A 22,369-nucleotide genomic window follows, 5' to 3' on the forward strand; every position below is an offset into this window, starting at 1 on the left:
AGTAACGGGTGGCCCGGCGCCGGAGCCTCAACCGGTGCCGGGCCCACCCGACCGTCGGAGGAGCACAAGACGATGACAACGCAGCGCACCCGCTCGCTCGGGCGCCCGACCCTCGACGCGGTCGCGGCCCGCGCCGGCGTCGGGCGCGGCACGGTCTCCCGCGTGGTCAACGGCTCGCCGCAGGTCAGTCCGGAGGCCCGGGCGGCCGTCCAGCAGGCCATCGCCGAGCTGGGCTACGTGCCGAACCGGGCCGCCCGGGCGCTGGTCACCCAGCGGACCGACTCGGTGGCCCTGGTGGTCTCCGAGTCGGGGGAGCGGGTCTTCACCGAGCCGTTCTTCGCCGCGATCGTCCGGGGCGTCAGCTCCGGGCTGGTGGAGACGCCGATGCAGCTCTGGCTGGCGATGGTGCAGTCGCCGATCGAGCGGGAGCGGGTCGAGCACCACCTGACCAACCAGCACGTGGACGGCGTACTGCTGCTGTCCCTGCACGACTCGGACCCGCTGCCCACGCTGCTGGAGGAGCGCGGCCTGCCGGCGGTGCTCGGCGGCCGGCCGGCCCGGATGCTGCACCCGAACGCCCAGCCGGCGTGGTTCGTCGACGTGGACAACGTCGGCGGCGCCCGGCAGGCGGTGGAGCACCTGTTCGCCCGGGGGCGGCGGCGCGTCGCCACCATCGCCGGCCCGCAGGACATGGGCGCCGGCCTGGCCCGGCTCTCCGGCTACCGGGAGGCGGTGCGCGCCGCCGGGGGCATGGTCGAGAACGGCCTGATCGCGTACGGGGACTTCAGCGAGGGCAGCGGCACCGCCGCCATGCGTCGGCTGCTGGACTCCTGCCCGGATCTGGACGCCGTCTTCGTCGCCTCCGACCTGATGGCCTTCGGCGCGTTGCGCGCGCTGCGGGAGGCGGGTCGCCGGGTGCCCGAGGACGTGGCGGTGATCGGCTTCGACGACGCCCCGATCGCCCGCCAGGCCGAGCCGCCGCTGACCACGGTGTTCCAGCCGGTGGAGGAGATGGGCCGGCAGATGGCCCGCCTCCTGGTCTCCCGCATCCGCGGCGACGACGTCCCCTCCCCGCACGTCCTCCTGAACACCGAGCTGATCCACCGCACCTCCGCCTGACGCACCCCCACCACCCCCCACCCCACCCCCGCGCGATTCGCGCTGATTCACGGAAAGAGTGGTCATTCGGCGCGCGATGACCACGCTTTCCGTGAATCAGCGGGCGTGGGGGGTGGGGGTGGGTGGTGCGGGGGTAGGGGTGCGGGTGGGGTGGGTCAGGACCAGCGGCGGAGTTCTCGGCGGGCGAGGGATGCGCGGTGGACCTCGTCGGGGCCGTCGGCCAGGCGCAGCGTGCGGGCCTGGGCCCAGAGCGCGGCGAGCGGGGTGTCCTGGCTGACGCCGGCCCCGCCGTACGCCTGGATCGCCTTGTCGATCACCCACTCGGCCATCGCCGGAGTAGCGATCTTGATGGCCTGGATCTCGGTGTGCGCGCCCTTGTTGCCCACGGTGTCCATCAGCCAGGCGGTCTTGAGCACCAGCAGCCGGGCCTGCTCGATCCGGACCCGGGACTCGGCGATCCACTCCCGCACCACGCCCTGCTCGGCGAGCGGGCGGCCGAACGCCACCCGGTCCAGCGCGCGGCGGCAGAGCAGCTCCAGCGCCCGTTCGGCCATGCCGACCAGCCGCATGCAGTGGTGGATCCGCCCCGGACCGAGCCGCGCCTGGGCGATGGCGAAGCCGGTGCCCTCGGCGCCGACCAGGTTCTCCACCGGCACCCGGACACCCGTGAAGTCGATCTCGGCGTGCCCGCCGTGCGGGGCGTCGGAGTAGCCGAAGACGGTCATCCCGCGGCGTACCGTCACGCCCGGGGTGTCCCGGGGGACCAGGATCATGCTCTGCTGGCGGTGCCGGTCGGCGTCCGGGTCGGTCTTGCCCATCACGATGAAGATCTCGCAGCGCGGGTCCATCGCCCCGGACGACCACCACTTGCGGCCGTCGACCACGTAGTGGTCGCCGTCGCGGGTGATCCGGGTGGCGATGTTCGTCGCGTCGGAGGAGGCGACCTCCGGCTCGGTCATGCAGAACGCGGAGCGGATCGTGCCGTCCAGCAGCGGCGCGAGCCAGCGTTCCCGCTGCGCGTCGGAGCCGAACTCGGCCAGCAGTTCCATGTTGCCGGTGTCCGGCGCGGCGCAGTTCAGCGCCTCCGGGGCCAGGTGCGGGCTGCGGCCGGTCAGCTCGGCCAGCGGCGCGTACTGGAGGTTGGTCAGGCCGGCGCCGTAGCGCGCGTCCGGCAGGAACAGGTTCCACAGGCCCCGGGCCCGGGCCTCGGCCTTCAGCTCGGCCATCACCGGCGGCCGGGCCCACGGGTCGCCGGCGGCGAGCACCTGCTCGTGGTGCACCGGCTCGGCCGGCAGGACGCACTCGGTGAGGAACGCCTCCAACCGCTGCCGCAGCTCGACCGTGCGGTCGTCGTACGCGAACTCCATCACTTCTCCCTCACCGCGTGCAGACCGTGCGCGACCAGCGGCGCCACCATCTCGCCGATCCGGTCGAACCCCTCGCCCAGCGTCTGCCCGAGGGTGTGCCGGTAGTGGATGCCCTCGCAGATCACCGCCAGCTTGAAACAGCCGAGCGCCACGTGCCAGTGCAACGGGCCGACGTCGACGTCGCTGCGGCCGGCGTAGCGGTCGATCAGCTCGGCGCCGGTGGGGAAGCCGGCCCGGGGGCCGATCCCGTCGGCCACCGGGTTGCCCTCGGCGAGGTCGCTGTCGCCCAGCACGTCCCAGTAGGTCAGCAGCAGGCCGAGGTCGGCCAGCGGGTCGCCCAGCGTGGCCATCTCCCAGTCGAGCACCGCCCGCACCGTCACCGGGTCGACGGCGGCGAGCAGATTGTCCAGCCGGTAGTCGCCGTGCACGATCCGGCCCGCGTTCGCGCCCTCCGGCACGCTGCCGGCCAACGCGCCGTGCAGCTCGTCGATGCCGGGCAGCGGGCGGCTGCGGGACCGGTCGAGCTGCCCGGCCCAGCGCCGGACCTGCCGGGCCAGGTAACCGTCGGGGCGGCCGAAGTCGGCCAGCCCGACCTCGGCCGGCTCCACCCGGTGCAGCGTGGCGAGCGTGTCCATCATCGCCATGGCGAGGTCACGCCGCTGGCCGGCGGTGAGCGCGTCGGTCTGCTCGCGCCGCCGGTAGACCTCGCCGTCGACGTGGGCCATCAGGTAGAACGGCGCGCCGATGACGCTCTCGTCGGCGCAGAGCAGCAGCGCCTCGGGGACCGGCACGCCGGTCGGGGCCAGCGCCGAGATCACCCGGTGTTCCCGGGCCATGTCGTGTGCGGTGGCCAGCACGTGCCCGAGCGGGGGCCGGCGCAGCACCACCTCGCGGTCACCGGCGCGCAGCAGGTAGGTCAGGTTGGACTTGCCGCCGGCGATCAGCCGCGCGGAGAGCGGCCCGGCCAGCTCGGGCCGGTGGGTGGCCAGGTGGGCGGCGAGTCGGTCGAGGTCGAGCCCGCGCGGGGCCGGACCGGTCGGTGGCCGGGTGGCGTCGACGGCCGGATCGGTCATCCGGATAGTCGACGGCAGCTCAGCTTTGTTGTCAAGGTCGGATTTTCCCGGCGGGACATGCCGCGGCAACGGGGACGAAACGGCCGGCCGGCAGGCTGGGAACAGCCTGCCGGCCACGCGCCGGCCCGCCGAGCGGAGGGGATCAGACATGCTGCTGAGAGTTCGGGTGACCCTGCCCGACCGACCGGGCACGCTCGGCCAGGTGGCCCGGACACTCGGTGTCTCCGGGGCGGACATCGTCCAGGTGGTGGTCCTGGAGCGGCTCGGTGGGCGGGCGGTGGACGACTTCACCGTGGTCTGGCCGGGCGCGGCGCGGGTGGAACGGCTGCTCGCCGGGCTGGCCGCGATCCCCGGCGTCCGGGTGGACGGCGTGTGGCGGGCGATCGGCACGCCGACCACCACCGGTCAGGACGCCGAGCTGCTCGCCCAGGTGGCGGCGAACCCGACCGACGGCGTGGCCACGCTCGTCGACGCCGTGCCCGGCCTGCTCGCCGCGGACTGGGCGGTGGCCGCGGTGGTGCCGCTGGACTGGGCCGCGCGTCCCGGTGGGGCCGGCTCGGCCACGGTCGGGCACGCGAGCTGGCGGGCCCCGACGCCGCCCCGGTTGCCCGAGGTGACCCCGCTGCGCGCCCGCGCGCTGACCAGCCCGGAGGGGCACCACTACGCGGTGGCGCCGTTCGGCCGGGCCGGGCTGGTGCTGGTGGTCTCCCGCGACCACGGCGAGCCGCTCTCGGCGGCCGCGTTCCACGCCACCGAGGTGGACCGGCTCGCCCAACTCGTCCGCGCCAGCGCGGTGATCCTCGGTGACCGGCTGGACCTGGTGGGCGCGCCGCCGGTGACCACCGTCACCTGACCCGGTGGCGGGGCGTCACGCCGGGGCAACGGGCGCGCAACAGGCGACCGGCATGGTCGGTGGTGAGGAAGGGAGACAACCATGGCGCTGTGGCGGATCCGAGCCACCGTGGACGACCGGCCGGGTTACCTGTCGGTGCTCACGGCGAGCCTCGCGTTGCGCGGGGTCAACATCCTCACCGTGCAGGTGCACACCACCGAGGTCGGCGCCGTCGACGACTTCCTGGTCGACGCGCCCGAGCAGATCACCGAGGTCGACCTGCGGGCCGCGGTTGAGCGGGGCCGGGGGCGGGACTGCTGGGTGGCGCGCAGCGAGGCGCGTGGGCTGGCCGACGAGCCGACCCGGGTGCTCGGCCTGGCCGGTCGGCTGCTCCGCGAGCCGGAGGGTGCCGGCGCGGCGCTGCGGACGCTGCTGAACGCCGACGCGGTGACCTGGCGTCCGACGTCCACCGCCGCGCCGGGCGGCGTGGGCGGCACCACGATGCTGCTCGCCGACCCGGCGGGCGGCGCCTACGAGCTGCGCCGTCGGGAGCCGAGCTTCACCCCGGCCGAGTACGCCCGGGCGCAGGCGCTGGTCGAGTTGGCGGCGACGCTGGACCGCCGGGACACCCACCGGGTCACGCTGGTGCTGCCTGACGGCGGGGAGGTGTCGGTGCGGCCGGCCACCGCCGACGACGTGCCGGCCGTACGCGAACTGCACGTCGGCTGCTCGGAGCGGAGCCGGCAGCGGCGCTACCTGAGCGGCGCGTACCCGTCGCCGGCCCGGCTGCGTCGGCTGCTCGAACCGGCGCGGGGGGTGACCTTGCTCGCCACGGCGGGCTCCGGCGGGGCGGCGGAGCCGGTCGTGGCGATGGCCAACCTGCTCGGCGAGGGCGACGAGGCCGAGGCGGCGCTGCTGGTCCGGGACGACTGGCAGCGGCGGGGCCTCGGCTCGGCGCTGCTGCGTCGGCTGCTCGGGCACGCCGGCCGGGCCGGTTGCGCCGCGGTGCTGCTGCACGTGCAGGCCGAGAACACGCCGATGTTGCGGACGCTGCGCCGGCTGGACCGGCCGGTGACGCTGGACCGCGACGGCGGCGTGCTGACCGCGACGGTGCCGCTGACCCCCGCCGGCCGGGTGAGCGTGCCGGCCGGCCGAGGGCCGGGGGCCGTCCGACCGGCGTGGCCCGGCCGGGACACCGCGGCGGGCCTGCCGGCGCAGCGGCCGGGTTAGAGCTGACGGCAGCCCGGCCGGGTCCACTCGGCGAGCCGCAACGGCGCGGCACGTCGACGGGGCCCGGCGGGGAGCCGACACCGGCGCCGATGCGGCGCCACCCTGACCGACCTCCGATGCGGGGGACGGTGACACGAACGGGGCCTCCGGTGCGGGGGCCCCGTTCGTGTCCCTGGCCGGCAGGTAGCTGACGGTTCGTCCGCCGCGACCTGCCCGCCGGCAAGATGCCAACCACGCGTCGCCAGCCCCGACGCCCGCCGACGCCCGCCGACGCCCGACACGGCAGAGCGCCCGCGCCGTACGGGTCCGGGGCGCTCTCGGAGCCGGTTCGGTCAGCCGCGCTCGGCAACCTGGGTTGAGCACCCGTCACGGTGTCCATGTCTTCCTGGATCGGGCCAGCGAGGGCTCCGATGGGCGAACAAGCGGCGGGACAGAGAGGTGATCATGAAGTTGACGGCAGCAACGGAGATCAACACCGCCGTCAACCCCATGATCACCCGCTCGACTCGGAAGTGCGGCGGGCTTGCGGTGAGGGTTTCGTCGATCATGGACTTGTGGTGCCAGTAAATGTCCGATTCGGCGTGAAATCGGAGGTGCCACAAGTCCAAGATCGGCGGAGGTTCGCCGCTTCCTGACGTATGTCGGGGGTCAGTCAGGGTGAATGCTTCGGGCAGTCCGGAGTGAGGGCTGGCGGACAGCGGCACGAACGCAACTGAATATGGGGCTGCTCCGCGCAGGTCATCAGGTGTTCGACCTGCTCGGCCATCACGCCAGACCACCGCAGGCCCGTCGGCAGAGCGCCCCGGGCCGCACGGGTCCGGGGCGCTCTCGGGGCCGGTTCGGTCAGCCGCGCTCGGCGATCTGGGCGACGAACGCCCGCCAGGACGCCGGCTCGAAGGCGAGCGTCGGGCCGGTCGAGTCCTTCGAGTCCCGTACGCCGACGACGCCGGGAACATTGTCGGCGACCTCGACGCAGGCCCCTTGGTTACTGCCGCTGCGGGTGCTCTTGCGCCAGTGCGCGCCAGTCAGGTCCATGACTTTGCCACTTCCGTTATCAGCTCGGAGGACTGTTGCAGTGTCAGCGCCTCGGCGAGGATGGCTTCCCATTGCTCGCGTAGGGCCGCCACCTCGGGGGTCCGCTCGACCACCTGACCCCGCAGCCGGTTGTCGAGGTAGCCCACGTCAACCAAGTCCGCCAGGGTCGCGACGACAAACGGCCCGTCGAGGCCAGCGTACGCGCCGACCCCACGCGGTACGACGTGGATTCTGACGCGCCGCCGGTGCTGGCTGAGCTGCGCCAGGTGGAACAGTTGCTCGCGCATCACTGCGGGGCCGCCGACGGGACGCCGAAGGACTGCGTCGTCTAGAACGGCAACGAGGTGCGGCGGGTCGTCGCTGGCGAGGATCTGTTGCCGTGCAAGCCTTTTGGCTACTCGCGTCTCCACCTCCTCGGCGCTGATCCTGCCATCGCTACCGAACACGGCGCGTGCGTACGCCTCGGTTTGTAGGAGTCCGGGTACCCATGCCACCTCATACCACCGCAACGTGCGGGCCTGCTGCTCGAAGGTAATCCACTCGCGTAGCCAGAGCGGCGCGGCGTCGAGTTCGGAGAGCCGATCGAGTAGACGCGCGAACATGCCCCCGGTCTTCAGCGCGCGATCGATCGAGGCGGCGTAATCGCCGGTCGGCGGGCGCGAGCCGGTCTCAACGGCGCTGACGTGCGTGCCCGAGTAGCTGATGAGCTTGCCGAAATCGTCCTGACTGAGGCCGCGAGACGCACGCGCGTGTCGTAGCTCGTCGAGCAGGACTTCGGCGGCTGTCATGGTCATGTTCCCCAAGCCTCCCCCACCTTCAGCCCGATGCGCCTCCATGGCCCCCCACCATGGCAAACGCTGGTCGCCGCACTCTCTCCAACGTGGCCAGACACCTTCCGACACTAGGCGGTCACGCACCAGAGTGTCGCCAGTACGGCGCGGCCGGCAGGGACCCCCGAGACCCGGCGACCGTGTCAGTCAGGGGACCGCCTCGTCCGGCAGGCGTCAGCGCGGGGCGGTCCTCTTCCATTTCCACCCGAGAGGAGGGCGTGTCCGTGCCCGAGGAGAAGCCGACCCCCAACCCGCAGTCGACCCCGCCGCCGGTCCGGCCGAACCGCGTTCCGCCGTCGCGCTGGCTGTCGTCGCCGGCCGCGACGACGCTCTTCCCGCGACCGGGCGCCGGCCGGTGACCGCGCCGCGTCGCCGGCCGGAGGTGCCCACGCTGCGCGCTGGCGACGTCCTGCACCTGACCGGGGAGGCGTCGCCGCAGTTCACCCGGCCGATCAGGGTCCGGCTGATCCGTGTGCTGGACTGGACGACGTACGACGGTTGGTTGTGGGCCGATGTCTACCAGCTCGGCCCGGACGGCAACGCGACCGCCCGCCGGTCCCTGTTCCTGCGGCGGAGCGGGGTGCGCGTGCTGACCCCACCGCCGCCGGTGTCGCAGCGCCGCCCGCGCGTCGGCGCTCTCGTGTGATGGCCCGCCGCCCCGGCCCCGCCGACCACGTCCCGTCGCGGCCCACCTGGCGCTGCCGCGCCTGCGGGGTGGCCTGGCCGTGCTCGACGGCGAAACTCAACCTCCTCGCGCGCTACCGCGAGCGGAAGGCCGAGCTGCGGGCGTACCTCCTGACCCTGCGGGGGACCGCGGCCGAGGAACTGGCCGAGCTGGACGGCGGCCGGTGCCCGGCGGACCTCGAAGACCGCTTCACCGCCTGGGCCGAGCCTCGCGGCTGACCTTCTGACCGACCCGCCTCGCCCCCGGCCGTCTTCCCAAACCGGCGGCGGCGAGATTACATTGTCAACCATCCATGGGAGCGCTCCCGCGCCTCCGCGGTCCACCCCACCACCACCGCCGCACGGCGGCCGACCGGCAGCGTTCTTTCGCCGCGTCGTGCCGCCGTGCGGCAGCCCATCGCCCACAGGAGCTCGCCATGCCCCGACCGACCCCGCCGTCGCGCGGTCGCCCGTCCCGCCGGCTGCTCGCCGCCGGCGCCGCGCTGGTGGCCGCGTTGGCCACCACCGTGCCGCTGCCGGCCGCCGCCGCGCCGGCCACCGCGTCCGCCCCGGCCGCGCAGGCCGCGGCCACGTACAACTACGCCGAGGCGTTGCAGAAGTCGCTGTTCTTCTACGAGGCCCAGCAGTCCGGCCGCAAGCCGTCCTGGAACCGGGTCTCCTGGCGGGGCGACTCGGCGTTGACCGACGGCGCCGACGTCGGCGTCGACCTGACCGGCGGCTGGTACGACGCCGGCGACCACGTGAAGTTCGGCTTCCCGATGGCGTTCAGCACCACCATGCTGGCCTGGGGCGCGGTCGAGTACCGGGACGGCTACGTCGCCTCCGGCCAACTCAGCTATCTGCTCAACAACCTGCGCTTCGTCAACGACTATTTCATCAAGGCGCACCCGGCCCCGAACGTCCTCTACGGCCAGGTCGGCAAGGGCGACGACGACCACAAGTGGTGGGGGCCGGCCGAGGTGCTGCCGATGGCGCGGCCCGCGTACAAGATCGACGCGAGCTGTGGCGGCGCGGACCTGGCCGGCGAGACGGCGGCGGCGATGGCCGCGTCGTCGATGGTGTTCCGTCCCACCGACGCCGCCTACGCGGACAAGCTGCTGGGCCACGCCAAGCAGCTCTACACGTTCGCCGACACGGTGCGGAAGTCGTACAGCGAGTGCATCACCGACGCGGCGTCGTTCTACAAGTCCTGGAGCGGCTACCAGGACGAGCTGGTCTGGGGCGCGACGTGGCTGTACCGGGCCACCGGCGACGCGACCTACCTGGCCAAGGCGGAGAGCGAGTACGACAAGCTCGGCACCGAGCCGCAGTCCACCACCCGCTCGTACAAGTGGACGCTGGCCTGGGACAACAAGCAGTTCGGCGCGTACGTGCTGCTGGCCAACCTGACCGGCAAGCAGAAGTACGTCGACGACGCGAACCGCTGGTTGGACTACTGGACCGTGGGCGTCAACGGGCAGAAGGTGCCCTACTCGCCGGGCGGGATGGCGGTGCTCGACTCGTGGGGCGCGCTGCGCTACGCCGCCAACACGTCGTTCGCCGCGCTGGTCTACAGCGACAAGACCACCGACGCGACGCGTAAGGCGCGCTACCACGACTTCGCGGTCCGGCAGGTCAACTACGCGCTCGGCGACAACCCCCGCAACTCCAGCTACCTGATCGGGTTCGGGACCAACTCCCCGAAGAACCCGCACCACCGCACCGCGCACGGTTCCTGGTGGGACAGCCAGACCGTGCCGGTCGAGACCCGGCACGTGCTCTACGGCGCGCTGGTCGGCGGCCCGTCGGCGGCCAACGACGCGTACACCGACAGCCGGTCGGACTACGTGATGAACGAGGTGGCCACCGACTACAACGCCGGCTTCACCTCCGCGCTGGCCCGGCTGACCAACGAGTACGGCGGCAGCCCGCGCGCCGGCTTCCCGACCGCCGAGACGCCGGACATGGACGAGCTGACCGTGGAGACCACGGTGATGCAGGCCGAACCGCGGGCCACCGGGCTCAAGGCGATCATCTACAACAAGTCGGCGTTCCCGGCCCGGGCGCTGACCACCGGAAAGTTCCGGTACTACTTCCGGCCGGACGGCACCGGCCCGGTGACCGTCACGCCCGGCTACACCCAGGGCTGCCCGTCGCCGTCGACGGCGAAGCAGTTCTCCGGCGACATCTGGTACGTCGAGGTCGACTGCACCGGCTACACCATCGCGCCGGCCGGGCAGTCGCAGCACCGGATGGAGGTGCAGTTCAAGATCGGCGTGCCGGAGGGCGGCACCTGGGACCCGACGAACGACCCGTCGTACCAGGCCACCGCCGGGCCGAACCGTAAGGTGCCGCTCTACTCCGGCGGCGTGCGGGTGTGGGGCGACGAGCCCGGCCCGACCACTCCGGACACCACCGCGCCGACCGCCCCCGGCACCCCGGTCGCCTCCGGCGTCACGGCCACCGGCCTGACGCTGACCTGGGCCGCCGCCACCGACACCGGCGGCAGCGGCCTGGCCGGCTACGAGGTGACCCAGGCGCAGACCGGCAGCGACGCGCTGGTGCTGCGCCCGGCCACCACGAACACGCTCGCGGTGACCGGGTTGACGCCGGAGCGGACGTACCAGTTCACCGTGCGCGCGGTCGACGGCGCCGGCAACCGGTCGGTGGCCTCGGCGGCGCTGGCCGTCACCACGCCGGCCGCCCCGGCGCCGGACACCACGCCGCCGACCGCGCCCGGCACGCCCACCGCGTCGGCGGTCGGCCCGACCGGGCTCACCCTGACCTGGGGTCCGGCCACCGACGCGGTCGGGGTCACCGGGTACCGCGTCTACCGGGGCGGGACCGTGCTGGTCGGCTCCACCACCGGCACCACGCTGGCGGTGACCGGGCTGACCGCCTCCACCGCGTACACGTTCACTGTGGTCGCGGTGGACGCGGCCGGCAACGTCTCGCCGGCCTCGCCCGGCGTCACGGTCACCACCACGGCCGCGCCGACCGGCGGCGGCTGCGCGGTGACCTGGACGGCGAACACCTGGGACACCGGGTTCACCGCGAACGTCACGGTCACCAACACCGGCACCAGCGCGATCAACGGTTGGACGCTCGCCTTCACGTTCCCGAGCACCGGGCAGAAGGTCGGGCAGGGTTGGTCGGCGAACGTCACCCAGACCGGCACGGCGGTGACCGCCTCGAACCTCGCCTACAACGGGACGCTGGCGGCGGGGGCGTCGACGAGCTTCGGCTTCAACGGCACCCACACCGGCACGAACCCGAGGCCGACCGGCTTCACGCTCAACGGGAGCGTCTGCACCGTCTCCTGACCACCGATCCGGCGGGCGCGGTCGGTCATCACACCGGGTGACCGACCGCGCACGCGGTCCGGAAATCTACCGAAACTTTTCCGAAACATATTGTCCACCCGCGCGGTCGATGGAAATATCGAAGAAATTAGATACCTCAACCTTGACGTCCAGTCGTCCCCGCCCAGACGGCTCGGGTGTTGGCCAGTAAGGAGGCCACGGTGGCAATGAGCCCATCCGCTGCTCGCGGCGGGACCCGACGGCGGCGATCGCCCGCCGTCCGAGCGCTGCTCGCCGGTGCGGTCAGCGTCGTGACGGTGGCCGCGGTCGCGGTGATGATGCCGTCGGCGAACGCCGCGGCGAGCACGCTCGGCGCGGCCGCCGCGCAGTCGGGCCGGTACTTCGGCACGGCCATCGCGGCCGGCCGGCTCGGTGACTCGACGTACAGCACGATCGCGGCGCGTGAGTTCAACATGATCACGGCCGAGAACGAGATGAAGCCGGACGCCACCGAGCCGAACCAGAACCAGTTCAACTTCAACTCCGGTGACCAGATCTACAACTGGGCGACCCAGCGTGGCCTGAAGGTGCGCGGTCACACGCTGGCCTGGCACGCCCAGCAGCCCGGCTGGATGCAGAACATGCAGGGCAGCACGCTGCGCAACGCGATGATCAACCACATCAACGGTGTGATGGCCCACTACAAGGGCAAGCTCGCCGCGTGGGACGTGGTGAACGAGGCGTTCAACGAGGACGGCAGCCGCCGTAACTCGAACCTCCAGGGCACCGGCAACGACTGGATCGAGGTGGCGTTCCGCACCGCGCGGGCGGCCGACCCGTCGGTGAAGCTCTGCTACAACGACTACAACATCGAGAACTGGTCGTACGGCAAGACGCAGGGTGTCTACCGGATGATCCAGGACTTCAAGTCCCGGGGCGTGCCGATCGACTGCGTCGGTCTCCAGACCCACTTCACCGGCGGCAGCTCGCTGCCGAGCAACTTCCAGACCACGCTGTCCAGCTTCGCCGCGCTCGGCGTCGACGTGGCGCTCACCGAGGCCGACGTCACCAACGCCTCCACCAGCCAGTACGCCGGCCTGACCCAGGCCTGCATGAACGTGCCGCGCTGCATCGGCATCACCGTGTGGGGCGTGCGCGACAGCGACTCCTGGCGCTCCGGCGAGAGCCCGCTGCTGTTCGACGGCGGCGGCAACAAGAAGGCCGCGTACACCTCGGTCCTCAACGCGCTCAACGCGGCGGCCCCGACCACCTCGCCGACCGCGACGCCGACCTCCGGGCCGACCACACCGCCGCCGTCCGGCGGCGCCGGCCGGATCGTCGGCGTGCAGTCGGGCCGGTGCGTCGACGTGCCCAACTCCACGCAGACCAACGGCACCCGGGTCCAGCTCTGGGACTGCAACGGCCAGTCGAACCAGCAGTGGACGTACACCAGCAGCAAGCAGCTGATGGTGTACGGCAGCAAGTGCCTCGACGCGAACGGCGGGGGCACCGCCAACGGCACCGGCGTCATCATCTACGACTGCAACGGTCAGTCGAACCAGCAGTGGAACGTCAACTCCAACGGCACCATCAGCGGCGTGCAGTCCGGCCGCTGCCTCGACGTCTGGGGCACCGGGAACGGCCAGCAGATCCAGCTCTACGACTGCCACGGCCAGACCAACCAGCAGTGGCGGACCGACTTCGGCACCACCACGCCGCCGCCCACCACGCCGCCGCCCACGACCACGCCGCCGCCGAGCGGCTGCGCGCTGCCGTCGACCTACCGCTGGTCGTCGACCGGCGCGCTGGCGAACCCGGCGAACGGCTGGGTCTCGGTCAAGGACTTCACCAACGTGGTCTACAACGGCAAGCACCTGGTCTACGCGTCGAACGTGAACGGCAGCGGGCAGTACGGCTCGATGAACTTCGGCCTGTTCACCAACTGGTCCGACATGGCCTCGGCCAGCCAGACCGGGATGAGCCAGGGCACCGTGGCGCCCACGCTGCTGTACTTCGCCCCGAAGAACATCTGGGTGCTGGCGTACCAGTGGGGGCCGACGTCGTTCAGCTACAAGACGTCAAGTGACCCGACCAACGCCAACGGCTGGTCCGCGGCGCAGACGCTCTCCACCGCGACCCTCCCCGACGCCCCGTACGGCGTCATCGACCAGACGCTCATCGGCGACGACCAGAACATGTACCTCTTCTTCGCCGGGGACAACGGCAAGATCTACCGGTCGAGCATGCCGCTCGGGAACTTCCCGGGCAGCTTCGGCTCGAGCTACACGACGATCATGACCGACTCGACGAACAACCTGTTCGAGGGCGTCGAGGTCTACAAGGTGCAGGGCCAGAACCAGTACCTGATGCTCGTCGAGGCGATCGGGAGCCAGGGGCGGTACTTCCGCTCCTTCACCGCCACCAGCCTGGGCGGCACCTGGACCCCGAACGCGGCCACCGAGAGCAACCCGTTCGCGGGCAAGGCCAACAGCGGCGCGACGTGGACCAACGACATCAGCCACGGTGACCTGGTCCGCAACAATCCCGACCAGACCAAGACCGTCGACGCCTGCAACCTCCAGTTGCTGTACCAGGGCAAGAACCCCAGCGCGAGCGGTGACTACAACCTGCTGCCGTGGCGGCCGGGTGTGTTGACCCTGCAACGCTGACGGATCGCTGACCACCGGGGCGTGCCCGGCACCGTACGGTGCCGGGCACGCCCGTCGGTGTGTGGCGCCGCCGGCTCAGTCGGCCAGGTCGTCGGCGAGCAGGTCCATCAGCAGGGCGTCGTGCCAGCGCCCGTCGGCGCCCCGCTCGTAGCGCCGCATGATGCCCACCGGACGGAAGCCCACCTTCGCGTACGCCCGGATCGCGGCCGTGTTCGCCGCCGCCGGGTCGATGGTGAAGCGGTGGTGGCCGTACTCGTCGGCCAGGTGTCGGGCCAGCGTGCGGATCGCGTCCCCGCCCAGCCCGGCGCCGCGTGCCTCCGGGTCGAGGAAGACGTCCAGGCTGGCGTGCCGGTAGTCGGGGTCGGTCTCCGCGTACCACTGGATCGCGCCGACCAGCCGGCCCTCGTGCTCGATCACGTAGACGGTCAGCGCGTCGTCGGCCAGGTCGGCGCGGACCGCCCCGGCCAGGTCGTCGCCGCCCCGCCACCAGCGGCGCACCTCCGGGGTGGCGCGGATCGCGGCCAGCGCGACCACATCGGCGTCCGTCGCCGGCCGCAGCGTCACCGTCCGCCCGCGCAGCATCGCGTCAGCCCCGCCGCTCACCGTGCTCGACACAGACCGCCGACCACCCGGCCGGCACGACCTGCACCTTCATCCGCCGGCGGCAGGACGCGCACCAGCGCGGCGGCTCCCACGCCCGTGCCGCCGCACACGCCGGGTGCGGGCCGGCGGCCACCGACTCGCCGCACCTGTCGCACCAGCGCGTCACCGCGCCGGCGTCGTCGGCCGCGTCGGCGCGGTTGGCCGTGCCGGCGCGGTTGGGCGCGTCGGCGCGGTTGGGCGCGTCGGCGTCACCGGCCGGCGCGTCGGGTCGGACCAGCTTCGTCACCGTCGCCTCACAGGGTCGCCGAGAGCGCCTTCACCGGCATCTTCAGGTCGGTCAGGAGTTGCAGGTCGTCGGTGGCCGGCCGACCCAGCGTGGTCAGGTAGTTGCCGACGATGACCGCGTTGATGCCGCCGAGCAGGCCGTCGCGGGTGCCGAGGTCCCCCAGGGTGAGCTCGCGACCGCCCGCGTACCGGAGGATGGTGCGCGGCATGGCCAGCCGGAACGCGGCGATGGCCCGCAGCGCGTCCTTGCCCTCGACCACCGGCCGGTCACCCAGCGGCGTGCCGGGACGCGGGTTGAGGAAGTTCAGCGGCACCTCGTGCGGGTCCAGCTCGGCGAGCTGGGCGGCGAACTCGGCCCGCTGCTCCACCGTCTCGCCGAGCCCGAGGATGCCGCCGCAGCAGACCTCCATGCCGGACTCGCGGACCATCCGCAGCGTCTCCCAGCGCTCCTCCCAGGAGTGCGTGGTGACCACGTTCGGGAAGTAGGAGCGACAGGTCTCCAGGTTGTGGTTGTACCGGTGCACGCCCATCGCGGCCAGCTCGTCGACCTGCTCCTGGGTGAGCATGCCGAGCGACGCGGCGACCTGGATGTCGACCGCCTCGCGGATGGCGGCCACGCCCGCGCGCATCTGCGCCATCAGCCGGGCGTCCGGGCCACGGACGGCGGCCACGATGCAGAACTCGGTGGCCCCGGTCGCGGCGGTCTGCTTCGCGGCCTCGACCAGCGCCGGGATGTCCAGCCAGACCGACCGGACCGGCGAGGTGAACAGGCCCGACTGGGAGCAGAAGTGGCAGTCCTCCGGGCAGCCGCCGGTCTTCAGCGAGACGATGCCCTCGACCTCGACCTCCGGGCCGCACCACCGCATCCGGACCTCGTGGGCGAGTTGGAGCGCGGCCGGCAGGTGCTCGTCGGGCAGGTTCAGCACGGCGAGGATGCCGGCCTCGTCGAGGCCGACGCCGTTCTCCAGCACCCGGGTCCGGGCCTGGTCGAGGATCTCTGGCATGGCTCGTAACCTAACAGGCCGCCGGAAGCGCGGGAAACCGTCGTGAGCGGCCCGGCGAGCCGGGACCACGCCACGCCGGGGTCACCCGCCCGGGTGGTAACTTCGCCCGGCGGAAGCGCCCGGCGGGGCGGGCGGTCGGCGGGAGGGGACGGTGCGGTGGCGGACTGGCTGGCGGCTCTCGACCGCGGCGCCGAACAGCGGGCCGAGGCGGGCCTGACCCGCACGCTGCGTCCCCGCGCGGCCGACGACGACGTCGTCGACCTGGCCGGCAACGACTACCTCGGCCTGGCCACCCACCCGGAGGTCACCGCCGCCGCCGCGTCGGCCCTCTCCCGGTACGGGCTGGGCGCCACCGGGTCACGACTGGTGCGCGGCTCCACCGACCTGCACCACGCGCTCGAGGACGACCTGGCCGCCTGGCTCGGCGTCGACCGGGCGCTGGTCTTCTCCTCCGGCTACCTGGCCAACCTCGCCGCCGTCCGGGGCCTGACCCAGCCGCGGACGCTGCTCGTCTCCGACGCGCACAACCACGCCTCGCTGATCGACGGCTGCCGGATCTCCCGCGCCGAGACGTTGGTGACGCCGCACCGGGACGTGGCCGCGGTGGCCGCCGCGCTGGCCGCCGCGCCGGGCCGGCCGGCCGTGGTGGTGACCGAGTCGGTCTTCTCCGTGGACGGCGACGTGGCCCCGCTCGCGGAGCTGCACGCGGTGGCCCGCCGGCACGGCGCGTTGCTGCTCGTCGACGACGCGCACGCGCTCGGCGTCACCGGCCCGGCCGGTGCCGGCGGGGTGGCCGCGGCCGGGCTGGCCGGCGCGCCCGACGTGGTGGTCACCGCGACCCTGTCCAAGGCGCTCGGTGGGGCCGGCGGCGTGGTCGCCGGGCCGGCGGAGTTCGTCCGCCACCTGGTGGAGACCGGCCGCCCGTTCATCTTCGACACCGCGCCGCCACCGGCGGTGGTGGCCGGGGTGCGGGCCGCGGTGCGGCTGGCCCGGGACGGCGACGCGCTCCGCGCCGAGCTGACCGACCGGGTCGCGCTGGCGGTGCGCCGGCTGGGCGCGGCGGGGCTGCCCGTGTCCGCCCCCGACGCGGCGGTGGTCTCGGTGACCGCGCCCGGCCCGGAGGCGGCGACCGCCTGGGCGGCGGCCTGCCGCGACCGGGGTGTGGCGGTCGGCTGCTTCCGTCCGCCGTCCACGCCGGACCGCCGCTCCCGGCTGCGCCTGACCATCGGCGCCGGGGTGGACCGGGCGGACTTCGAACGGGCCCTGGACGTGATCGTGGCGTGCGCCCCGCAGTCCCGAACGGAGGACTCATGAGCGACGGCTGGACCGGCGCGGTGCTGGTGACCGGCACCGACACCGGGATCGGCAAGACCGTGGTGACCGCGGCCGTCACCGCCGCCGCCCAGGCGGCCGGGCTGCGGGTGGCGGTGGTCAAGCCCGGTCAGACCGGCACCGCCACCGGCGAGCCCGGCGACGTCGACTCGGTGACCCGGCTGGCCGCCCCGCTCACCGGCCGGACGCTGGCCAGCTACCCGGACCCGCTCGCCCCGCTGGCCGCGGCCCGGGTCGCCGAGCTGCCGCCGCTGGAGCTGTACAACGCGGTCGACGCGGTCCGCGAGGAGGTCGACAAGCACGACCTGGTGCTGATCGAGGGAGCCGGCGGGCTGCTCGTGCCGATGGGGTTGCGGCCGTCCGGCGAGCCCTGGACGATGGCCGACCTGGCGGTGTCGCTGGGCGCGCCGGCCGTGGTGGTGGCGCGGGCCGGGCTCGGCACGCTCAACCACACCGCGCTGACGCTGGAGGCGCTGGAGCGGCGGGCCGTGCCGGCCGGCGTGGTGATCGGCGCCTGGCCGACCGAGCCGGAGCTGGTGCACTGGCTGAACCTGTCCGAGCTGGTGCCGAACCTGCTCGGCGCGGTGCCCGCCGGCGCCGGCGGGATGGACCCGGGCGTGTTCCGCCGGTCCGCGCCGGGTTGGCTCACCCCGGCGCTCTACGGGGTCCTCGACGACTGGCGGGCCTGGGCCGAGGAGAGCGGCTGAGCAGTAAGGCGGGGCCCCTTCTTAACGCATTCGGTATAGGCGGGGGCCCCTTTTAACGCCACCCCTGGCTCACCGCGTCGGGTGCCGGGGCGTGTTTACCCCTGCCCGCTACGGCGGGCTGAGTACCTGACCTTCGTCGGTGTCCGGCCCCGGCCGGCGTGGGTAGCGTGACCGCCGTGGAACTGCGCCCGCTGTCCCCGACGGCCTGTCGCCGGGCCGGTGATCTGCTGCTCTGGGCCGTGCTCGCGACGCCGGTGACGTACGCCCGGCTCACCCCGCCGTGGCGGTCGCACGAGGTGCCCCTGCTGGTCGGCGCGTTGGCGCTGCTCGGCGTGGCGGTGGCGGTGAGCCGCCGGTGGCCGCTCGTGGCGGTGTCGGCGGTGGTGGCAGGCTCGCTCGTCGACGGCAACGTGGTGTTCGCCATCCCGGTCCTCGGCTACCTGGCCGGGCTGCGCAGCGCCCGCGCCGCCCCGGCGGCGGCGGTGTTCGCCGCCATCGCGGTGACCGGCACCGTGCTCAACCTCGGCCTGCTCGGCACCGAGCCGGCCGCCTGGTTCCAGCTCGCCTCGGTGCTGCTCTTCGCCGGCGTGTTCCCCTGGCTGCTGGGCCGGCTGCGGCGCCAGCACCGGGCGCTTGCCACGGCCGGGCGACGGCACGCCGCGCAGGAGCGGCGGAGCGAGGCGGAACGGGTGCGCCTGCGCGAGCGGGCCCGCATCGCCCAGGACATGCACGACTCGCTCGGCCACGACCTGAGCCTCATCGCGTTGCGAGCGGGCGCGCTGGAGCTGGCGACCGGACTGTCGCCGGCGCACCGTGCGGCGGCGGGGGAGCTGCGGGCCAGCGTCGCCGCCGCCACCGAGCGGCTGCACGAGGTCATCGGGGTGCTGCGCGAGGAGCGCCCCCGGCGCCCGCCCGGCGAGTCGGTCGCCGACCTGGTCGACGGTGCCCGCGACGCCGGCATGACCGTGCACCTGCCCGGCGAGGCGGCCGCCGACGTGGGCCTGCCGCCGCTGGTCGCGCACGCCGTGCACCGGGTGGTCCGGGAGGCGCTGACCAACGCCGCCCGGTACGCGCCGGACGCCCCGGTCACGGTCACCGTGGCGCGCGCCGTCGACGCGGTCACGGTCGCGGTGGTCAACCCGCCGGCCCCGGCCGGTCCGCTGGCCGGGCCGGCGTCGCACGGCTCCGGCCTGCTGGCGCTGCGCGAGCGGGTACGCCTCGCCGGCGGCACCCTGGACGCCGGCCGGTGCGACGGCGGTTGGGCGGTCACCGCTCGCCTTCCGTTGTCCAGGGGCGCGCTGTCCGCCCCGACAGACGGCCGTCGGCCGGACGTGCGACCCGGCGGCGACCCGGTGCCCGTCGCCAGCCTCGGCCCCCCGCGGGCCGGTCGGCGGCCCGGCGGCGGGCCGTGCGGCGGTGACTCGCACGACGGCGGCGATCCGTACGGCGGCGATCCGTACGGCGGCGATCCGTACGGCGGCGATCCGTACGGCGGCGATCCGTACGGCGGCGGGCGGTCCGGCGTGGAGGCCCGGCGGCTGCGCGAGGCCCGCCGGCGGGTCCGCCGGAGCCTGCTCGTCGCGTTCGGTGCGCCGGCCGGGCTGGCGCTGGTGCTCGCGCTGGTCTACTACCCGCTCGCCACCGCCGGGGCGGTGCTCGACCGGCCCGGCTTCGACCGGCTGAGGCTGGGCGAGCAGCGGGACGCGCTCGGGCTGCCCCGGCGGCAGGCGGAGCCGCCCGCCACCGGCGCGGCATCCGGCTGCGAGTTCTACACCGACGGCAACTTCCCGTTCGCGGAGCCGACCTGGCGGCTCTGCTTCAGCGACGGGAAGCTGATCAGCAAGGAGGGGATCGCGTCATGACCGACGACCACGGGCGGCCGCTGCGGGTGGTGCTCGCCGACGACGAGGCGATGGTGCGCGCCGGGGTGCGGGCGATCCTCGCCGCCGACCCGGGCGTCGAGGTGGTCGGCGAGGCGGGCGACGGCCACGCGGCGGTGGAGCTGGTGCGTGCGCACCGGCCCCGGGTGGCGCTGCTCGACATCCGGATGCCCCGCTGCGACGGGCTCGACGCGGCGGCGCAGATCCGCCGCCTGGTGCCGGAGACCGCGCCGGTCATGCTCACCACGTTCGGCGACGACGACCTGATCGCCCGCGCGCTCGGCCTCGGCGCGGCCGGCTTCCTGCTGAAGTCCGGCGACCCGAGGGAACTGCTGGCCGGGGTGCGCGCGGTGGCCGACGGCGGGGCGTACCTGTCGCCCCGGGTGGCCCGCCGGGTGATCGAGCTGAGTGGGGGACGGCTCGCCCGTGGCCCGTCCGCGCGGGATCGGCTGGCCGGGCTGACCGACCGGGAGCGGGAGGTGCTCGCGCTGGTCGGGGCGGGGCTGTCCAACGCCGAGATCGCCCGTCGGCTGCACCTGGTCGAGGGCACCGTGAAGAGCTACCTGACCAGCGTCTTCACCCGACTGGACGTGCGTAACCGGGTGCAGGCGGCGATCCTCGCGTACGAGGCGGGGCTGGTCCCGCCCGCCGGCTGACCAGCCCCGCCCGTGCCGGCGCGGTCAGGCGTCGCGCCGGGCCAGCGCCCACCGGCCGCCCGCCAGCGCGGCGGCGGCCCAGCCGGCGAGCAGCAGCAGCCCGACGGCCGCCGGGTACGGCTCGGTGTCGCCGGCCAGGAAGTGGCCCCCGGCGACGCCGGGGAACGCGTCGGCGATCCGGGTGAGCACCGTGATGTCCGGCTCCTGCAACGACAGCGGCACGATGTAGAGCAGCGCCAGGAGCACGGTCAGCGTCAGCACCGGGCCGCGCAGCGCCGCGGCGAGCCCGAGCGCCAGCACGCTCACCAGCGCCAGGTATCCGGCGCAGGCGACGATGTCGGCCACCGTGCCGCCCAGCGGCGCCCGCCCCCACTCGCCCAGCACCGGCCGGGCCACCGCCGCGCCGACGCCGCCGAGCAGCAGCCCGACGCCGAACGTCACCGCGCCGACCACGAGCGCCTTGGCCGCCAGCACCCGACCCCGGGACGGGGTGCAGCGCAGCGTGGTGCGGATGGTGCCGGTGGCGAACTCGCTGGTGATCGCGAACAGGCCGAGCGCCAGCACGACGAACTGGGTCAGCTCCAGCGAGCCGGCCACCACCTCCCCGACCGGCAGCACGCCCGGGTCCACGGTCGGGTCGTCGTCGGTGTTCGCGTTCACCGCGTAGATGGCGAGCTGGGCGGCGGTGGCCGCCATGGTGACGAGCGCCGCGACCAGCGTCCACCAGGTGGAGCGGACCGACCAGAGCTTGGTCCACTCGGCGGCCACCGCGCCGACGAGCGGATGGCCGGCCGGGGTGGGCCGGGACGTCGGCCGGGTCTCGTCGAGCGTGGGCAGTGCGGTCATCGGGTTTCGCCTCCGGTCGGGCCGGCGACGTACTCGACGCTGGCGGCGGTCAGTTCCAGGAACGCCTCTTCCAGGGAGGGCGCGACGGCGGTCAGCTCGTGCAGCCGCACCCCCAGCTCGTACGCCAGGTCACCGACCCGGTCGGCGGTGCTGCCGGCGACGGAGAGGCCGCCGTGCCCGGCGGTGACGGTCGCGCCCTCGGCGGCCAGCCGGTCGCCGAGCGCGGCGAGCGCGGCCGGTTCCGGCCCGCGTACCCGGATCGAGGCGGCGGGCCGGGTGGCGATCAGCTCGGCCAGCGGCGCGTCGGCGACCAGCCGGCCGCGGCCGAGCACCACCACCCGGTCGGCGGTCTGCTGCATCTCGCTCATCAGGTGGCTGGAGATCAGCACGGTGCGTCCCTCGTCGGCGAGTCGGCGGGTGAACCCGCGGATCCACCGCACCCCGTCCGGGTCGAGGCCGTTGACCGGCTCGTCGAGCAGCAGCACCGGCGGGTCACCGAGCAGCGCGCCGGCGATGCCGAGCCGCTGCCCCATCCCCAGCGACAACGCCCGGCCCGGCTTGCCGGCGGCCCGGCTGTCCAGACCGACCAGGTCGAGCACCTCGGCGACCCGCCGGGCCGGTACGCCGTTGCTGCGCGCCATCGCCCGCAGGTGCGCCACGCCGGAGCGGGCCGGGTGCACGCCGGTGGCGTCGAGCAGCGCGCCGACCTCGTACAGCGGGTGCCGCAGGGTGCGGTACGCGCGCCCGTTGACCAGGGCCGCTCCGGCGGTGGGCCGGTCCAGGCCGAGCACCATCCGCATGGTGGTGGACTTGCCGGCGCCGTTCGGGCCGAGGAACCCGGTCACCTGGCCGGGGCGGATCTCGACGGTCAGGTCGTCGACGGCGGTCACCCCGCCGAACCGTTTCGTCAATCCACGAAGTGTGATCATGCGCCGA

At 73.9% G+C, this 22,369-nt stretch carries 21 protein-coding genes; 12 read left to right on the top strand and 9 right to left on the bottom strand.

All coding sequences use genetic code 11. The features are described 5' to 3' along the window. The first annotated feature begins 72 nt into the window (after nt 1–72). Nucleotides 73–1,119 (top strand): LacI family DNA-binding transcriptional regulator, encoded by a 1,047-nt coding sequence (locus ACZ6O5_RS14895; RefSeq protein WP_465977453.1) that lies wholly within the window; start codon nt 73–75, stop codon nt 1,117–1,119. 155 nt (nt 1,120–1,274) lie between these two features. Here ACZ6O5_RS14895 and ACZ6O5_RS14900 read toward each other — a convergent pair whose 3' ends face one another. Together ACZ6O5_RS14900 and ACZ6O5_RS14905 are read right to left on the bottom strand one after the other, a co-directional pair. After that, nucleotides 1,275–2,486, bottom strand: coding sequence for an acyl-CoA dehydrogenase family protein (locus ACZ6O5_RS14900; RefSeq protein WP_465977455.1), 1,212 nt, complete (start codon nt 2,484–2,486; stop codon nt 1,275–1,277). Continuing rightward, nucleotides 2,486–3,559 carry a phosphotransferase family protein gene (locus ACZ6O5_RS14905; RefSeq protein ID WP_465977457.1) on the bottom strand — a complete coding sequence of 358 codons (1,074 nt, stop codon included), beginning with the start codon at nt 3,557–3,559 and terminating at the stop codon, nt 2,486–2,488. The genes ACZ6O5_RS14900 and ACZ6O5_RS14905 overlap by 1 nt, the downstream gene beginning before the upstream one ends. A gap of 148 nt (nt 3,560–3,707) precedes the next feature. Between ACZ6O5_RS14905 and ACZ6O5_RS14910 the strand changes: the two genes are divergently transcribed. Together ACZ6O5_RS14910 and ACZ6O5_RS14915 are read left to right on the top strand one after the other, a co-directional pair. After that, entirely contained in the window at nt 3,708–4,412 is a 705-nt protein-coding gene (locus ACZ6O5_RS14910; protein WP_465977459.1) for an ACT domain-containing protein, read from the top strand. A gap of 81 nt (nt 4,413–4,493) precedes the next feature. Next, a complete protein-coding gene (locus tag ACZ6O5_RS14915; RefSeq protein WP_465977461.1) occupies nt 4,494–5,621 on the top strand; it encodes a GNAT family N-acetyltransferase in 1,128 nt (375 codons plus the stop codon). Nucleotides 5,622–6,464: 843 nt separating this feature from the next. On the opposite strand, the gene ACZ6O5_RS14920 is transcribed toward ACZ6O5_RS14915, so the two are convergent. Then, complete coding sequence (locus ACZ6O5_RS14920) at nt 6,465–6,656, bottom strand: DUF397 domain-containing protein (RefSeq protein WP_465977463.1); 192 nt, start codon at nt 6,654–6,656, stop codon at nt 6,465–6,467. Continuing rightward, nucleotides 6,647–7,450 carry a helix-turn-helix domain-containing protein gene (locus ACZ6O5_RS14925; protein WP_281935196.1) on the bottom strand — a complete coding sequence of 268 codons (804 nt, stop codon included), beginning with the start codon at nt 7,448–7,450 and terminating at the stop codon, nt 6,647–6,649. The genes ACZ6O5_RS14920 and ACZ6O5_RS14925 overlap by 10 nt, the downstream gene beginning before the upstream one ends. Before the next feature lie 254 nt (nt 7,451–7,704). Between ACZ6O5_RS14925 and ACZ6O5_RS14930 the strand changes: the two genes are divergently transcribed. The 5 genes from ACZ6O5_RS14930 to ACZ6O5_RS14950 all read left to right on the top strand — a co-directional run bounded on the left by ACZ6O5_RS14930 (nt 7,705) and on the right by ACZ6O5_RS14950 (nt 14,120). Continuing rightward, a complete protein-coding gene (locus ACZ6O5_RS14930; RefSeq protein WP_465977465.1) occupies nt 7,705–7,845 on the top strand; it encodes a hypothetical protein in 141 nt (46 codons plus the stop codon). After that, a complete protein-coding gene (locus tag ACZ6O5_RS14935; RefSeq protein WP_465977467.1) occupies nt 7,842–8,132 on the top strand; it encodes a hypothetical protein in 291 nt (96 codons plus the stop codon). Before ACZ6O5_RS14930 ends, ACZ6O5_RS14935 begins: the two co-directional genes overlap by 4 nt. Further along, entirely contained in the window at nt 8,132–8,389 is a 258-nt protein-coding gene (locus tag ACZ6O5_RS14940) for a flavin reductase (protein ID WP_465977469.1), read from the top strand. The genes ACZ6O5_RS14935 and ACZ6O5_RS14940 overlap by 1 nt, the downstream gene beginning before the upstream one ends. A 197-nt stretch (nt 8,390–8,586) precedes the next feature. Continuing rightward, nucleotides 8,587–11,472: a glycoside hydrolase family 9 protein gene (locus ACZ6O5_RS14945; protein ID WP_465977471.1), complete on the top strand. Its 2,886-nt coding sequence runs from the start codon at nt 8,587–8,589 to the stop codon at nt 11,470–11,472. A 200-nt stretch (nt 11,473–11,672) separates the two neighbouring features. Then, complete coding sequence (locus tag ACZ6O5_RS14950) at nt 11,673–14,120, top strand: non-reducing end alpha-L-arabinofuranosidase family hydrolase (RefSeq protein WP_465977473.1); 2,448 nt, start codon at nt 11,673–11,675, stop codon at nt 14,118–14,120. A 75-nt stretch (nt 14,121–14,195) separates the two neighbouring features. Here the strand turns inward: ACZ6O5_RS14950 and ACZ6O5_RS14955 are convergent, their stop codons facing one another. From ACZ6O5_RS14955 to bioB, 3 genes are all read right to left on the bottom strand, one after another. Then, nucleotides 14,196–14,702: a GNAT family N-acetyltransferase gene (locus ACZ6O5_RS14955; protein WP_465977878.1), complete on the bottom strand. Its 507-nt coding sequence runs from the start codon at nt 14,700–14,702 to the stop codon at nt 14,196–14,198. Between the two features lie 4 nt (nt 14,703–14,706). Further along, complete coding sequence (gene bsaP / locus ACZ6O5_RS14960) at nt 14,707–14,889, bottom strand: biotin synthase auxiliary protein BsaP (RefSeq protein ID WP_281936254.1); 183 nt, start codon at nt 14,887–14,889, stop codon at nt 14,707–14,709. A 127-nt stretch (nt 14,890–15,016) separates the two neighbouring features. Further along, nucleotides 15,017–16,012 (bottom strand): biotin synthase BioB, encoded by a 996-nt coding sequence (gene bioB / locus ACZ6O5_RS14965; protein WP_281935182.1) that lies wholly within the window; start codon nt 16,010–16,012, stop codon nt 15,017–15,019. Between the two features lie 156 nt (nt 16,013–16,168). On the opposite strand from bioB, the gene ACZ6O5_RS14970 reads away from it, so the two are divergent. The 4 genes from ACZ6O5_RS14970 to ACZ6O5_RS14985 all read left to right on the top strand — a co-directional run bounded on the left by ACZ6O5_RS14970 (nt 16,169) and on the right by ACZ6O5_RS14985 (nt 20,587). Beyond that, nucleotides 16,169–17,326, top strand: coding sequence for an 8-amino-7-oxononanoate synthase (locus tag ACZ6O5_RS14970; protein WP_465977475.1), 1,158 nt, complete (start codon nt 16,169–16,171; stop codon nt 17,324–17,326). After that, nucleotides 17,323–18,051, top strand: a complete 729-nt coding sequence (gene bioD / locus ACZ6O5_RS14975; RefSeq protein WP_431937220.1) for a dethiobiotin synthase — start codon at nt 17,323–17,325, stop codon at nt 18,049–18,051. Before ACZ6O5_RS14970 ends, bioD begins: the two co-directional genes overlap by 4 nt. A 176-nt stretch (nt 18,052–18,227) precedes the next feature. Next, the gene (locus tag ACZ6O5_RS14980) at nt 18,228–19,913 is read left to right on the top strand and encodes a sensor histidine kinase (protein ID WP_465977477.1); all 1,686 of its coding nucleotides are present in this window, start codon (nt 18,228–18,230) and stop codon (nt 19,911–19,913) included. After that, the gene (locus ACZ6O5_RS14985) at nt 19,910–20,587 is read left to right on the top strand and encodes a response regulator (protein ID WP_465977479.1); all 678 of its coding nucleotides are present in this window, start codon (nt 19,910–19,912) and stop codon (nt 20,585–20,587) included. The genes ACZ6O5_RS14980 and ACZ6O5_RS14985 overlap by 4 nt, the downstream gene beginning before the upstream one ends. 24 nt (nt 20,588–20,611) lie before the next feature. Here ACZ6O5_RS14985 and ACZ6O5_RS14990 read toward each other — a convergent pair whose 3' ends face one another. Further along, the gene (locus tag ACZ6O5_RS14990; RefSeq protein WP_465977481.1) at nt 20,612–21,433 is read right to left on the bottom strand and encodes an ABC transporter permease; all 822 of its coding nucleotides are present in this window, start codon (nt 21,431–21,433) and stop codon (nt 20,612–20,614) included. Then, nucleotides 21,430–22,362: an ABC transporter ATP-binding protein gene (locus ACZ6O5_RS14995; protein WP_465977483.1), complete on the bottom strand. Its 933-nt coding sequence runs from the start codon at nt 22,360–22,362 to the stop codon at nt 21,430–21,432. Before ACZ6O5_RS14995 ends, ACZ6O5_RS14990 begins: the two co-directional genes overlap by 4 nt. Between the last annotated feature and the right edge of the window lie 7 nt (nt 22,363–22,369).

It is taken from the genome of Micromonospora sp. NPDC049201 (assembly GCF_055586805.1).

What these genes read in the sequence shown, in the direction of transcription:
- ACZ6O5_RS14895 (WP_465977453.1), top strand. Translation starts at nt 73, where the DNA reads ATGACAACGCAGCGCACCCGCTCGCTCGGGCGCCCGACCCTCGACGCG.
- ACZ6O5_RS14900 (WP_465977455.1), bottom strand. Translation starts at nt 2,486, where the DNA reads ATGGAGTTCGCGTACGACGACCGCACGGTCGAGCTGCGGCAGCGGTTG.
- ACZ6O5_RS14905 (WP_465977457.1), bottom strand. Translation starts at nt 3,559, where the DNA reads ATGACCGATCCGGCCGTCGACGCCACCCGGCCACCGACCGGTCCGGCC.
- ACZ6O5_RS14910 (WP_465977459.1), top strand. Translation starts at nt 3,708, where the DNA reads ATGCTGCTGAGAGTTCGGGTGACCCTGCCCGACCGACCGGGCACGCTC.
- ACZ6O5_RS14915 (WP_465977461.1), top strand. Translation starts at nt 4,494, where the DNA reads ATGGCGCTGTGGCGGATCCGAGCCACCGTGGACGACCGGCCGGGTTAC.
- ACZ6O5_RS14920 (WP_465977463.1), bottom strand. Translation starts at nt 6,656, where the DNA reads ATGGACCTGACTGGCGCGCACTGGCGCAAGAGCACCCGCAGCGGCAGT.
- ACZ6O5_RS14925 (WP_281935196.1), bottom strand. Translation starts at nt 7,450, where the DNA reads ATGACCATGACAGCCGCCGAAGTCCTGCTCGACGAGCTACGACACGCG.
- ACZ6O5_RS14940 (WP_465977469.1), top strand. Translation starts at nt 8,132, where the DNA reads ATGGCCCGCCGCCCCGGCCCCGCCGACCACGTCCCGTCGCGGCCCACC.
- ACZ6O5_RS14945 (WP_465977471.1), top strand. Translation starts at nt 8,587, where the DNA reads ATGCCCCGACCGACCCCGCCGTCGCGCGGTCGCCCGTCCCGCCGGCTG.
- ACZ6O5_RS14955 (WP_465977878.1), bottom strand. Translation starts at nt 14,702, where the DNA reads ATGCTGCGCGGGCGGACGGTGACGCTGCGGCCGGCGACGGACGCCGAT.
- bioB (WP_281935182.1), bottom strand. Translation starts at nt 16,012, where the DNA reads ATGCCAGAGATCCTCGACCAGGCCCGGACCCGGGTGCTGGAGAACGGC.
- bioD (WP_431937220.1), top strand. Translation starts at nt 17,323, where the DNA reads ATGAGCGACGGCTGGACCGGCGCGGTGCTGGTGACCGGCACCGACACC.
- ACZ6O5_RS14985 (WP_465977479.1), top strand. Translation starts at nt 19,910, where the DNA reads ATGACCGACGACCACGGGCGGCCGCTGCGGGTGGTGCTCGCCGACGAC.
- ACZ6O5_RS14990 (WP_465977481.1), bottom strand. Translation starts at nt 21,433, where the DNA reads ATGACCGCACTGCCCACGCTCGACGAGACCCGGCCGACGTCCCGGCCC.
- ACZ6O5_RS14995 (WP_465977483.1), bottom strand. Translation starts at nt 22,362, where the DNA reads ATGATCACACTTCGTGGATTGACGAAACGGTTCGGCGGGGTGACCGCC.